This window comes from Sphingopyxis granuli NBRC 100800 (assembly GCF_001591045.1).
GTDB classification, from domain to species: Bacteria; Pseudomonadota; Alphaproteobacteria; order Sphingomonadales; family Sphingomonadaceae; genus Sphingopyxis; species Sphingopyxis granuli.
Map to the genome: position 1 here is coordinate 1 of NZ_BCUA01000098.1, position 12453 is coordinate 12453.

Annotated in this window: 13 protein-coding genes; 11 read left to right on the forward strand and 2 right to left on the reverse strand. The window is 68.3% G+C overall.

The features are described from left to right. The 11 genes from SGR02S_RS16905 to SGR02S_RS16955 form a co-directional block, all read left to right on the forward strand. Window positions 1–350, forward strand: a 350-nt coding sequence (locus SGR02S_RS16905) for an ATP:cob(I)alamin adenosyltransferase (RefSeq protein WP_369691229.1), incomplete at its 5' end; no start/stop codon positions are given. A gap of 229 nt (window positions 351–579) precedes the next feature. After that, complete coding sequence (locus tag SGR02S_RS16910; RefSeq protein WP_067112637.1) at window positions 580–828, forward strand: type II toxin-antitoxin system VapB family antitoxin; 249 nt, start codon at window positions 580–582, stop codon at window positions 826–828. Between the two features lie 4 nt (window positions 829–832). After that, complete coding sequence (locus SGR02S_RS16915; protein WP_067112639.1) at window positions 833–1234, forward strand: type II toxin-antitoxin system VapC family toxin; 402 nt, start codon at window positions 833–835, stop codon at window positions 1232–1234. A 146-nt stretch (window positions 1235–1380) separates the two neighbouring features. Next, window positions 1381–2688, forward strand: a complete 1308-nt coding sequence (gene egtB / locus SGR02S_RS16920) for an ergothioneine biosynthesis protein EgtB (RefSeq protein ID WP_067112642.1) — start codon at window positions 1381–1383, stop codon at window positions 2686–2688. Window position 2689: 1 nt separating this feature from the next. Beyond that, window positions 2690–3676 carry an L-histidine N(alpha)-methyltransferase gene (gene egtD / locus SGR02S_RS16925; protein ID WP_067112645.1) on the forward strand — a complete coding sequence of 329 codons (987 nt, stop codon included), beginning with the start codon at window positions 2690–2692 and terminating at the stop codon, window positions 3674–3676. A 135-nt stretch (window positions 3677–3811) separates the two neighbouring features. After that, a complete protein-coding gene (locus SGR02S_RS16930; protein WP_067112647.1) occupies window positions 3812–4678 on the forward strand; it encodes a 3-hydroxyacyl-CoA dehydrogenase NAD-binding domain-containing protein in 867 nt (288 codons plus the stop codon). 8 nt (window positions 4679–4686) lie between these two features. Further along, complete coding sequence (gene recQ / locus SGR02S_RS16935) at window positions 4687–6459, forward strand: DNA helicase RecQ (RefSeq protein WP_067112650.1); 1773 nt, start codon at window positions 4687–4689, stop codon at window positions 6457–6459. Between the two features lie 223 nt (window positions 6460–6682). Further along, complete coding sequence (locus tag SGR02S_RS16940) at window positions 6683–7117, forward strand: protein tyrosine phosphatase family protein (protein ID WP_067112652.1); 435 nt, start codon at window positions 6683–6685, stop codon at window positions 7115–7117. Beyond that, window positions 7114–7596: a hypothetical protein gene (locus tag SGR02S_RS16945; protein ID WP_234002518.1), complete on the forward strand. Its 483-nt coding sequence runs from the start codon at window positions 7114–7116 to the stop codon at window positions 7594–7596. The genes SGR02S_RS16940 and SGR02S_RS16945 overlap by 4 nt, the downstream gene beginning before the upstream one ends. After that, window positions 7589–8503, forward strand: coding sequence for a sterol desaturase family protein (locus SGR02S_RS16950; RefSeq protein WP_067112655.1), 915 nt, complete (start codon window positions 7589–7591; stop codon window positions 8501–8503). Before SGR02S_RS16945 ends, SGR02S_RS16950 begins: the two co-directional genes overlap by 8 nt. Window positions 8504–8607: 104 nt before the next feature. Further along, window positions 8608–10194, forward strand: coding sequence for a GMC family oxidoreductase (locus SGR02S_RS16955; RefSeq protein WP_067112658.1), 1587 nt, complete (start codon window positions 8608–8610; stop codon window positions 10192–10194). A gap of 360 nt (window positions 10195–10554) precedes the next feature. On the opposite strand, the gene SGR02S_RS16960 is transcribed toward SGR02S_RS16955, so the two are convergent. Further along, window positions 10555–11904, reverse strand: coding sequence for an ammonium transporter (locus SGR02S_RS16960; protein WP_067112664.1), 1350 nt, complete (start codon window positions 11902–11904; stop codon window positions 10555–10557). 19 nt (window positions 11905–11923) lie between these two features. Next, window positions 11924–12262, reverse strand: coding sequence for a P-II family nitrogen regulator (locus tag SGR02S_RS16965; RefSeq protein ID WP_067112661.1), 339 nt, complete (start codon window positions 12260–12262; stop codon window positions 11924–11926). Between the last annotated feature and the right edge of the window lie 191 nt (window positions 12263–12453).

Genomic DNA, 12453 nt, shown 5'->3' on the forward strand with positions numbered 1-12453 from the left:
CCCCCGCCGATGCCGAGCACGGCTTCGGCCCGCACGATATGGCTCTGCGCATCGTCCCCGGCCAGATCGAACGGCTGGAGGCGGAGATCGACGCGATGAACGCCGCGCTCGATCCGCTGCGCAGCTTCATCCTGCCCGGCGGCGCCGAGGCGGCGGCGCGGCTCCACCTCGCGCGCGCGGTGACGCGCCGCGCCGAGCGGTCGGCGGTCGCGGCGGGGGCGGACCGCGCCCTCAACCCGCTCGCGCTCGCCTATCTCAATCGCCTGTCGGACCATCTGTTCGTGCTGACGCGCCACCTGAACGCCGCGGCGGGCGGCGACATCCTCTGGAAACCCGGCGCTACGCGCTGACCATCGGAACCCCGTTATCGTCATTGCGAGCGGTGAAGCCGCGCGGCAATCCAGAGCGGGCGCAAACTGCCCGGGATTGCTTCGCTCCGCTCACGATGGCTCTGGCCTATCCAAAATTGTCAGGACTCCAAGACACGCCCGACCCTCGCCGTGCGGAAGCAGAGTGGGGGCCTTGTTCCATTCGGATCATTATGGTAGAAAAGAAGAAGTTTTTCTAGAAAGGCATATTGTGAGTTTGAATGTCAAAGACCCGGAGGCACACCGCCTCGCACAGGCTATCGCGCGGGCGACTGGCCAGAGCATGACCCGCGTGGTCACGGATGCCTTGCGCGATCGTCTCGCCGCGATCCAGCGCCGCAAGGCCAGGGCCAGCGTGGAGGAACTCCTCGCGATTGCCGACCGAGCGGCTGCCCATGTGAAGCGCCCCTACGCCGATCATGCCGAACTGTTATACGACGACGCCGGCCTGCCTCGGTGATGCAGTGATAATCGACACTTCTGCTCTGGTCGCGATCCTTTATCACGAACCCGAAGGTCCGTCCTTCGTCCGGCTGATCCATGATGCCGAAAGCTGTCGCATCAGCGTCGCCAATCATGTCGAATTATCGATGGTCGTCGAAAGCCAGCTCGGACCCCAAGGGATGCGTCAGGCGGAAAACTTCTTTCGGCGCGCAGGCATCGCGATCGAACCCGTGACGGTCGAACAGGGCGAGCTGGCCCGACAGGCCTTTCTCGACTACGGCAAGGGACGCCACAAGGCCGGGCTGAACTTCGGCGACTGCTTCGCCTATGCCCTGGCGAAGGCGGCGGGCGAGCCGCTGCTGTTCAAAGGCGATGATTTCGCACGGACCGATATCGAGGCGGCCTGGAGCGGCGAGCGGTAGATCGATCGTCTTTGAGACATCCGTGCCCGTGTGCAGTGGGGCAGGGTGATGGCGATCGTTCCCTATATGTTCTGGACAATCGCCGCGTATCCGTGCATAGTTCCCCGCTCGCGAAACCGAATCGCCCTCTCGCGGATTGTTTCGACATGGCCAGCCGAATAGATGTTTCGTCCGCTTCGCTTTCCGGTGTCTCCGATCTGGCGCGGCGCTTCGCCGCGACGCGGCAACTGACGCTCGACCTCGCGGCGCCGCTGTCGGACGCCGATGCGAGCGCGCAGTCGATGCCCGACGCTTCGCCCGCCAAATGGCATCTCGCGCATACGACATGGTTTTTCGAAACATTCGTGCTGCGCGATCACCAACCCGGCTATTGGCTGTTCGACGACCGCTACCCCTATCTCTTCAACAGCTATTACGAGGCGGAGGGGCCGCGCCATGCCCGCGCGCGCCGCGGGCTGCTGACGCGTCCGTCGCTCGATCAGGTGCGCGCGTGGCGGGACCATGTCGATGCGGCGGTGCAGGCGGCGCTGCCCGGCCTGCCGCCTGCGGCGCACGCGCTGATCGAACTCGGCATCCAGCATGAGCAGCAGCATCAGGAATTGCTGCTCACCGACATCAAGCATCTGTTCGCGCAGAACCCGCTCGGCCCCGCGCTATGGGAGCCCGAACCGCGATTCGCGTGTGAAGCCGCGCGCTTTTCCGCGCCTTTCGCATCCGCACCCGACCCGGCGGGCGCGCTGACCTGGGTCACCGGCGAGGAAGGTATCGTGGCGGTCGGCCACGACGGCGACGGCTTCGCATTCGACTGTGAAGTTCCGCGCTTTTCCGTGCTTCTGACGCCGCACGCGCTCGCCAGCCGTCCGGTGACCAACGGCGAATGGCAGCAGTTCATCGCCGATGGCGGCTACCGCACCGCGTCGCTGTGGCTCAGCGACGGCTGGGCCTGGGTGCAGGCGCAGGACGTCGACGCGCCCGCCTATTGGCGCGACGGGCGCTGCTTCACCCTGTCGGGCTGGCGCGAGATCGACCCGGACGCGCCGGTGACGCACATCAGCCTCTTCGAGGCCGACGCCTTCGCGGCTTGGGCCGGCGCGCGGCTGCCGACCGAGCATGAATGGGAAGCCGCCGCCGCGCCGCTCGACCCGGCCGCGGGGCAGCAACTCGACGCGGCGGGGCCGGTGCAGCCCGCGGCACAGGCCGCCGCCACCGGACTGCAACAAATGTTCGGCAGCGTGTGGGAATGGACCGGTAGCGCCTATCGACCCTATCCCGGCTTCCGCCCCGCGCCCGGCGCGGTCGGCGAATATAACGGCAAGTTCATGAGCGGCCAGTTCGTGCTCAAGGGCGGCAGCTGCGCGACCCCGCGCGGCCATGTGCGTGCCTCCTACCGCAATTTCTTCTATCCGCATCAGCGCTGGCAGTTCACCGGTCTGCGCCTCGCGCGGGACCTTTGACATGGGCGTCGTCCGTCATCTGCGGCAGGTCGATGCCGATGCCGCCGGGGTCGACACCGCCTTTCGCGCCGACGTCCGCGCCGGGCTGTCGCAGGCGCAGAAGGCGATTCCGGCGCGCTGGCTCTACGATGCGACCGGTTCGGCGCTGTTCGAGGATATCACCGCGCTCCCCGAATATTATCCGACGCGCAGCGAGACCGACCTGCTGAAGCGCCACGCCGCCGCGATGGCCGCGGCGATCGGCCCGGGCCGCGCGGTGGTCGAACTGGGATCGGGCAGCGCGACGAAGACGCCGCTGCTGCTCGATGCCATCGCCCCCGCCGCCTATGTGCCCGTCGATCTGTCGGGGACGATGCTGCGCGACAGCGCCGCCGACCTCGCGGCGCGCTTTCCCGGCCTTCCCGTCTATCCGGTCGAGGCCGACTTCACCCAGCGCGTCCTGCTGCCGCGCGAGATCGCGGCGCTGCCCAAGCTCGGCTTCTTTCCCGGATCGACGATCGGCAACATGGTCGCGGCCAGCGCGGTCGACCTGCTGCGCAACTGGCGCGCGGCGCTGGGCGACGGCTCGCGCCTCCTGATCGGGATCGACCGGATCAAGGACCGCGCGACGCTGACCGCCGCCTATGACGATCCGGCGGGGGTCACCGCCGCTTTCAACCGCAACCTGCTCGAACGCATCAACCGCGAGCTGGAGGGCGATATCGCGATCGAGAATTTCCTTCACCGCGCGGTCTGGAACGATGCGCAGGCGCGGATCGAGATGCATCTCGTCGCCGCGTGCGACATGGCGTTCACCGTCGACGGGCAACGCTATCGCATGGCGAAGGGGGAGACGATCCACAGCGAGAACAGCCACAAATACGGCCCGCGTGATGCCAGCCTGCTGCTGCGCGCCGGCGGCTGGACCCCGCTCGCGACGTGGGACGACGCAGATCCCGCCTTCGCGCTGATCCTCGCCGAAGCGACCGAGCCCCGCTCCGCCCCTTGACGGCGCGATCGCTTTTCCCGACTGACGCCGGGAACCGGCACCAGCCCACTCCCCGACCCGCCTTCCGACGACAGCGTCCTGATGGGAGGCCGGGCGGGGCAGCGGGCCGGTGCCGCCAATTGGAAAGGGCAACATATGATCGTCGGCGTTATCGGGGCAGGGCAAATGGGCGCAGGGATCGCCCAGGTATCGGCGGGCGCGGGGCACGACGTCCTGCTGTCCGACGTCGACCTCGCGCGCGCCGAGGCGGGCAAGGCGGGCATCGCCAAGGCGCTCGGCCGCCTCGTCGCGAAGGAGAAGATGACGCCGGACGCCGCCGACGCGTTGCTCGCCCGCATCGCCCCCGTCGCCGATCATGCCGCCTTCGCCCCCGCCGACCTCGTCATCGAGGCGGCGACCGAGCGTGAGGAGATCAAGCGCGCGATCTTTGCCAGCGTCGGGCCGCATCTGTCGGACACCGCGATCCTCGCGACCAACACCAGCTCGATCCCGATCACCCGCCTCGCGCAGGCGGCGCCCGACCCGGCGCGCTTCATCGGCGTCCATTTCTTCAATCCGGTGCCGGTGATGGGGCTGATCGAGCTGATCCGCGGCCTTGCCACCAGCGACGCGACGCTCGCGGCGGTCGAGGCCTATGGCCGCGGCCTCGGCAAGGAGATCGTCCACGCCAACGACGCGCCGGGTTTCATTGTCAACCGCGTGCTGATGCCGCTGATCAACGAGGCGGTGTTCGCGCTGGGCGAGGGCGTCGCGACGATGCGCGACATCGACGCCGGCTGCCGGCTCGGGCTCAACCATCCGATGGGGCCGATCACGCTCGCCGACTTCATCGGCCTCGACACCTGTCTCGAGATCATCCGCGTGCTGCACAGCGGCACCGGCGACCCCAAGTTCCGCCCGGCGCCGCTGCTCGTCCAATATGTCGAGGCGGGATGGGTCGGCCGCAAGGCCGGGCGCGGCTTCTATGACTGGACGGGGGCGGAGCCCGTGCCGACGCGGTGACGGCCGCCATGACCGACACGCTTCTCCCGCTCCTCAAATCGACCTTTGGCTTCGACGCCTTCCGCGGCCGCCAGGCCGAGGTGGTGGAACGGGTGATGGCGGGGCGCCACACGCTCGCGGTGATGCCGACCGGGGCGGGCAAGTCGCTGACCTACCAGCTTCCCGCGGTCGCGCTCGACGGCTGCGTGATCGTCGTTTCGCCGCTGATCGCGCTGATGCACGACCAGCTGCGCGGCGCGCGGGCGGCGGGAATCCGGGCGGCGTCGCTGACCAGCGCCGACGCCGACCATGCCGACACGCGGCAGGCCTATCGCGAGGGGCTGCTCGACCTCCTCTACGTCGCGCCCGAACGCGCGACCGGCGAAGGGTTCCGCGCGCTGCTCGACTCGCGCAGGCCCGCACTGTTCGCGATCGACGAGGCGCATTGCGTTTCGGAATGGGGACATGATTTCCGGCCCGACTACCGCCTGCTCAGGCCGCTGCTCGACGCCTTTTCCGACGTGCCGCGGCTCGCGCTCACCGCGACCGCCGATCGCCACACTCGCGCCGACATCCTCGTCCAACTGGGTATCCCGCAGGACGGGCTGGTGCTCGCGGGTTTCGACCGGCCGAACATCCGCTACCGCGTGATGCCGCGCGTCGGCGCGGCGAAGCAACTCGCCGCTTTCATCACCGCCAACCCGGGGCCGGGAATCGTCTATTGCCCGACGCGCGACGGGACCGAGCGCATGGCGGCCAGCCTCGCGGCGGCGACGGGACGGCCGGTCGCCGCCTATCACGCCGGGCTCGATCCCGAACGGCGCGCGCAGGTGCAGCATGATTTCGTGGCGTCAGAGGACGGCATCGTCACCGCGACGGTCGCCTTCGGCATGGGGATCGACAAGCCCGACGTGCGCTTCGTCGCGCACGCGGGCCTGCCCAAGTCGATCGAGAGCTATTATCAGGAAACCGGGCGCGCGGGCCGCGACGGCGACCCGGCCGAGGCACTGATGCTGTGGGGCGCCGACGATTTCGCGCGCGCGCGGATGCGCCTGTCCGAACTGCACGAGGCGCGCATCGCAAGCGAGCGGGCGCGGCTCGACGCGCTCGCGGCGCTGGTCGAGACGGTCGAATGCCGCCGCGCGCTCCTGCTCCGCCATTTCGGCGAGCATCCGCCCGAACGCTGCGGCAATTGCGACAATTGCCTCGACCCGCCGCGCCAGCTCGACGCGACGGTGCTCGCGCAGAAACTGCTCTCCGCCGTCTATCGCACCGGACAGAGTTTCGGCGCGGGGCATGTCGAGGCGGTACTGACCGGGCGGAGCGACGAGCGCATCGTCCAGCGTGGCCACGACAAGCTGTCGGTTTTCGGCATCGTCGCGGGGGAGGAGGTACGGCTGATCAAGCCGCTGGTGCGCAGCCTGATGGCGCGCGAGGCGCTGGCGACCACCGAGCATGGCGGGCTGATGCTCGGCCCGGCGGCGCGGCCGGTCCTGAAGGGTGAGGCGCCGGTGCTGATCGCCGAACCCCCGGCGCGGCCGGCGCGGCGCGGCGGGCGTGCCGACCCGGCGGCGGCGAACCCGGTCGGCGATCCGCTGTTCGAGGCGCTGCGCGCGATCCGGCGCGAGCTGGCGGCGGAGGCGGGAGTGCCGCCCTATGTCGTCTTTCACGACGCGGTGCTGCGCGCGATGGCGAGCGATCGGCCTTCGACGCGGGCGGAACTGGCGACGATCCCGGGGGTCGGCGCAAAGAAGCTGGAGGCATGGGGCGATGCCTTTCTGGAGGTGATCCGGCAGTATTGAGCGTGAGAAAGCGAACTGTATGTCATCCCGGACTTGATCCGGGATCCATTCATCCGACGCTGCGTGAATGGATCCCGGATCAAGTCCGGGATGACGAGCGGGGCCGGGCAATGTCCGCTCACCACCTCCCAGCCGCCGCGCTGCCCTCACCCTTGCCCGACAGGATCGCAGACCGCGCACCTTCACGCTTGTCAGCAAATGCGGCTGGCCTATACATCGCGTCATGAGCGATTTTCGTCCCCTGACCGACCATTACAGCGTCGCGCCGCAGATCGACCTCGAGGATGTCGCCGCGGCGAAGGCGGCGGGCTTCGCGCTTGTCGTCAACAACCGTCCCGATGGCGAGGACAGCGCGGCGCCGCAGGGCGATGCCATCGCGCACGCCTGCGCGGCCGAAGGGCTGGCCTATGCCGCGATTCCGATCGGCCATGCGGGGTTCAGCCACGCGCAGCTCGACGCGCTCGACACTTTGCTTCGCGACGCGACGGGGCCGGTGCTCGCCTATTGCCGCTCGGGCACGCGCTCGACGCATCTGTGGGCGCTGACGCGCGCGCGCGCCGGCGACGATGTCGACGCGATCTGCGCCGCCGCCGCGCGGGCGGGCTACGATCTGGCGGCGCTGCGTCCGATGATGGACGCGCTGGCGGGCGACGCGTGACGGCGGGCGCGCTGATCCAGCTTGCCGCGTCGCTGGTCGCGGTGCTGTTCGTCGCCTGGCTGGTGAAGGCGATGGGGCTCGGCGCGGACCCGCGCATCGCCGACGCCGCCCACGCGATCCGCCTGGCCGAGGAAGCCGAGACGGGGTTTGGCGGGGTCGACGTCGCGCGCGACCGTGCGGGCTATGCGGCGATCGTCCGCAATGCGGAGGGGCGGATGATGCTGGTCCGCGCGCACGGCAACCATTTCGCGGCGCGTGCCGTTGATGCCAGCGTGATCGGGCGGCTCGACAAGAATTTCCTGACCCTCGCCACGCCCGAGCGGACCTTCGGCGCGGTGACGCTCCAGCTCGGCAAGGACGCCGGGGTGTGGGCGGCGCGGATGCGGGCGCTGTCGGATCGCGCGGCGGCGCCGCCCGCGGCGGAGCGGATCGCCGCCGCCGCGGCGCGCGCGCCGGAAGGGGCGGCGAGCCATGGATAAGCTGCCCGATCCCGTCGTCTATGCGGTTCCGGCGTTCATCCTCCTGCTGATCGTCGAGATGATCGTGTCGCTGCGCCGCGACCGCAGCCGCTATGAAGCGCGCGACACGCTGACCTCGCTGATGCTCGGCACCGGCAGCCAGGTCGCCGGCGCCTTCGTCGGCGCGGCGGTGGTCGGCATGGCGGTGTGGGTCTATCAATATCGCCTGTTCGACATCGGCCTCGACCTGCGGCACTGGTGGTGGGCGTGGCTGCTCTGCTTCCTGCTCGATGACCTTGCCTATTACGCCTTTCACCGCAGCGCGCACCGCGTGCGCTGGTTCTGGGCGAGCCATGTCATTCACCACAGTTCGCAGCATTATAATCTCTCGACCGCGCTGCGGCAGACGTGGACTGGCTTCTTCAGCCTGACCTTCCTCTTCCGCCTGCCGCTGTTCCTGATCGGCTTTCCGCCGGCGATGGTCTTCTTCTGCGGCGGGCTCAACCTGATCTATCAGTTCTGGATCCATACCGAAGCGATCGGACGGATGCCGAAATGGTTCGAGGCGGTGATGAACACGCCCTCGCACCACCGCGTCCATCACGGGGTCAACCCGCGCTATCTCGACGCCAATTACGCCGGCGTCTTCATCGTCTGGGACAAGCTGTTCGGCAGCTTCGTCCCCGAACGCGACGACGATCCGGTGCGCTACGGCATCGTCAAGCAGCTCGGTAGCTTCAACATCCTGTGGGCCGCGGTCCACGAATGGGTCGGCATCGCGAAGGACGTGTGGGCCGCGCCGTGGCGGCACAAGCTCGACTATGTCTGGCGCGAACCCGGCTGGAGCCACGACGGCAGCCGGCTGACCAGCGACATGATCAAGGACCGATGGCGCGCGCGGCACGCGGTGGAAGAGGCGGCGGAGTAAGCGCCATCGCTTCGCGAGCGACGCGTAATGGGCTTGCCTCGCCATCTAATGACATTCATGTAAGTCGCTATGGACCACCGAGCGGGTGGCGAGGGGAGCGGCATATGGATCAGTTCGACATCATCGTCATCGGCGGCGGCAGCGCGGGAAGCGCGGCGGCGGGGCGGCTTGCCGCGGACGGGACGCGGCGCGTCTGCCTAGTCGAGGCGGGCGGGTCGAACGACAGCGTCCGGGTCAAGACGCCGGGCTTCATGCCCTTCATCCCCAAGGCGTCGAACTGGCAATATGACACGGTGCCGCAGGCCGGGCTGAACGGGCGCGTCGGATACCAGCCGCGCGGGCGCGGGCTCGGCGGGTCGAGCGCGATCAACGCGATGGTCTATATCCGCGGCAACGCGTTCGACTACGACCAGTGGGCCGAACTGGGCGCGACAGGGTGGAGCTATGCCGACGTGCTGCCCTATTTCACGCGCAGCGAGGGCAATGAGCGCGGCGCCGACGATTTTCACGGCGGCGACGGGCCGCTGAGCGTCATGGACCAGCGCTGGCCCAATGTGACGAGCCGGCGTTTCGTCGAGAGCGCGGCGGCGTTGCAACTGCCGCGCACCCCCGATTTCAACGGGGCGCAGCAGGAGGGCTTCGGCCTCTATCAGGTGACGCAGAAGGCGGGCGAGCGCTGGTCGGCGGCGCGCGCCTATGTCGAGCCGCTGCGCGGGCGCGCCAATTTCGATATCCGGACCGGTGCGCTGGTCGAGCGGATATTGGTCGAGGACGGGCGCGCGACCGGGGTGGTGATCCGCCGCGGCCGCGGGCGCGAGACGCTGCGCGCCGCGGGCGGTGTGATCCTGTCGGCGGGGGCCTTCGGCAGCCCGCAGATTTTGATGCTGTCGGGGATCGGTCCCGCTGCGCATCTGCGCGAACATGGCATCGACGTCACCCTCGACCGCGCCGGGGTGGGCGCGAATCTGCAGGATCATATCGACTATGTGTCGAGCTGGGAAACGCGCTCGACCGAGCCGTTCGGCGACAGCCTCGGCGGCACATGGCGGATGGTCAAGGCGATCGTCGAGCATCGCCGCAGGCGCACCGGCATCATGACCACCTGTTTCGCCGAGGCGGGCGGCTTCTGGAAATCGCGCCCCGACCTGCCCGCGCCCGATATCCAATATCATTTCGTCCCCGCGATGCTCGAGGATCACGGCCGCGCCAAGGTGAAGGGGCACGGTTTTTCCTGTCACGCCTGCGTGCTGCGTCCCGAAAGCCGCGGCAGCGTGACGCTGGCGTCCGCCGATGCCGCCGCCGCGCCGCTGATCGACCCCGGTTTCCTGACCGACGACCGCGACATGGCCGTCCTGCGCGCCGGGGTGCGGATGATGTACCGGATCGTCGCCGCGTCGCCGCTGTCCGGTTATGCCGGGGCCGACCGCCATCCGATCGACCTTGACGACGACGCGGCGCTCGACGCGCTGATCCGCAGCCGCGCCGACACCGTCTATCACCCGGTCGGCACCTGCCGCATGGGCAGCGACGCGGACGCCGTGGTTGATCCGACGCTGAAGGCGAACGGGATCGAGCGGCTGTGGGTCGCCGATGCGAGCGTCATGCCGCGGCTGGTCAGCGGCAACACCAACGCCCCGAGCATCATGATCGGCGAGCGCGCGGCCGATTTCGTCGCGGCGGCGCTGGGCTGACCGGCGCTACCGTCGATTCGGCGAATCGCTATATGGCGGCACGGCAAGCGCCTGCAAAAAGGGCGTTTCCGGCCCCGCGGATGGGCAAGGTAAAAAAAGAGGGCCGGAACTTGCGTCCCGGCCCAGCCTTTCAGGCTCTCCCCTCCTGAAACTCATGACAGGCTGAATGCCATATTAATGAGGGGATGAAAAGGCCTAATTTGCAGGCAATGCTGCACCCGTCTTGTGCAGCGGCCCGGTGCACAAAAAACGGCCGGGACATCCGTCCCGGCCTGAGTGGTTCGCAGGAGGAACCTCGTCGGACCCCGCCGCCTTTTTCGAAGAGGAGAGCGTGCGGCGGCGGGTGTCCTGTCCGGTCGATCAATAGGTGTAGGCGCGCTCGCCATGTTCGCCGAGGTCGAGCCCTTCGCGCTCGACCTCCTCGCTGACGCGCAGCCCGGTGAGCGCCTTGGCGACGGTGATGGCGATGGCGGTACCGACGCCGGCCCAGACGATCGTCGTGCCGACCGCCAGCACCTGCGTGACGAACTGGCCGCCGATCGCATAATCGGCCCCGCCGGGCCCGCCGAGACCGGGGGCATAGACGATGGCGGTGCCGAGCGCCCCGACGATGCCGCCGACGCCGTGGATGCCGAAGGCGTCGAGCGAGTCGTCGTAGCCGAGCCGTGGCTTGAGGACGGTCACCATGTAGAAGCAGATCACCGACGCCGCCGCTCCGAGGACGATGGCGCCGAACGGCCCCGCGTTGCCGGCGGCGGGCGTCACCGCGACCAGCCCGGCGATGATGCCCGAGCAGAAGCCGAGCGCCGACGGCTTGTGCCCCGCGACCTTCTCCGCGATCATCCAGAACAGCCCGGCCGACGCGGTGGCGACGAAGGTGTTGATCATCGCCAGCGCTGCCGAACCGTTTGCTTCGAGCGCCGACCCGGCGTTGAAGCCGAACCAGCCCACCCACAGCAGGCCGGTGCCGACCATCGTCAGCGTCAGCGCGTGCGGCGCCATGATCTCTTTCTGATAGCCGATGCGCTTGCCGAGGATCAGCGCCGCCACCAGCGCCGAGACACCGGCGTTGATGTGCACGACGGTGCCACCGGCGAAATCGAGCGCGCCCATTTCGAAGAACAGGCCGCCCGCCGCCCACACCATGTGCGCGATCGGGAAATAGACGATCGTCAGCCAGACGATGCCGAACACCATGACCGCCGCGAATTTCATCCGCTCGACCGTCGCGCCCAGCACCAGCGCGAGGGTGATCGCGGCAAAGGTCATCTGAAAGCTGATGAAGACATATTCGGGCAGCTTGAAACCGTCGCTGAACGTATCGGCGAGGCTGTCGGCGGTGACGCCCGACAGGAAGAACTTGCCCCAGGCGATGAAGGCATTGCCTTCGGGGCCGAAGGCGAGGCCGTAGCCGTAACAGACCCAGACGAGCATCGCGAGGCAGGCGGCGGCGCCGACCTGCGTCATCGTCGACAGCATGTTCTTGGTGCGCGTGAGGCCGCCGTAGAAGAGCGCGAGGCCGGGCAGGATCATCGCGAGCACCAGCACGGTCGCGGTCATCATCCAGGCGACGTCGCCTTTGTCGACAACGGCTTCGACAACGGCTTCGGCGGCTTCGGGCGCGGCCTGCTGCGCCCAGGCGGGTGTCGCGGCGATCAGCGCGAGACCGGCGGCGCCGGTGGCTGCCGCCATTTTCTGTGCGAACGTCATATCAGTCCCCTTGGTCATTTTACAGCGCCGCCTCGCCGGTCTCGCCGGTGCGGATGCGCACCGCCTGGCCGACGTCGAGCACGAAGATCTTGCCGTCGCCGATCGCGCCGGTGGCGGCGCTTTGCTGCAGCGTTTCGACGACGCGCGGTGCGATTCCGTCGTCGCAGACAAGCTCGATCCGCACCTTGGGCACCATGTTCGCCGCATATTCGGCGCCGCGGTAGATTTCGGTCTGCCCCTTCTGCCGTCCGAAGCCTTTCGCCTCGGTCACGGTCATGCCGGCGATGCCGAGCGCGGTCAGCGCCTCGCGCACCTCGTCGAGCTTATATGGTTTGATGATCGCCAGGATCAGCTTCATGATGCCCCCTTTCGCTTGTGGCATCATGCTGCGGTGCAACAGCCGTGCCAGATCGGACACGGCACAGGATTTGCGCGACATTTTATGTCAAACTTTGGATTACGATAACATTATTCGTTCGAGAAATAAGCAGCATGTCGTAGATGTGCCTAAAATTTAGGCTATCGCCGCGAGATGCGATCCCGGAGCCT

What these genes read in the sequence shown, in the direction of transcription:
- egtB (WP_067112642.1), top strand. Translation starts at nt 1,381, where the DNA reads ATGGCCAGCCGAATAGATGTTTCGTCCGCTTCGCTTTCCGGTGTCTCC.
- egtD (WP_067112645.1), top strand. Translation starts at nt 2,690, where the DNA reads ATGGGCGTCGTCCGTCATCTGCGGCAGGTCGATGCCGATGCCGCCGGG.
- SGR02S_RS16930 (WP_067112647.1), top strand. Translation starts at nt 3,812, where the DNA reads ATGATCGTCGGCGTTATCGGGGCAGGGCAAATGGGCGCAGGGATCGCC.
- recQ (WP_067112650.1), top strand. Translation starts at nt 4,687, where the DNA reads ATGACCGACACGCTTCTCCCGCTCCTCAAATCGACCTTTGGCTTCGAC.
- SGR02S_RS16940 (WP_067112652.1), top strand. Translation starts at nt 6,683, where the DNA reads ATGAGCGATTTTCGTCCCCTGACCGACCATTACAGCGTCGCGCCGCAG.
- SGR02S_RS16950 (WP_067112655.1), top strand. Translation starts at nt 7,589, where the DNA reads ATGGATAAGCTGCCCGATCCCGTCGTCTATGCGGTTCCGGCGTTCATC.
- SGR02S_RS16955 (WP_067112658.1), top strand. Translation starts at nt 8,608, where the DNA reads ATGGATCAGTTCGACATCATCGTCATCGGCGGCGGCAGCGCGGGAAGC.
- SGR02S_RS16960 (WP_067112664.1), bottom strand. Translation starts at nt 11,904, where the DNA reads ATGACGTTCGCACAGAAAATGGCGGCAGCCACCGGCGCCGCCGGTCTC.
- SGR02S_RS16965 (WP_067112661.1), bottom strand. Translation starts at nt 12,262, where the DNA reads ATGAAGCTGATCCTGGCGATCATCAAACCATATAAGCTCGACGAGGTG.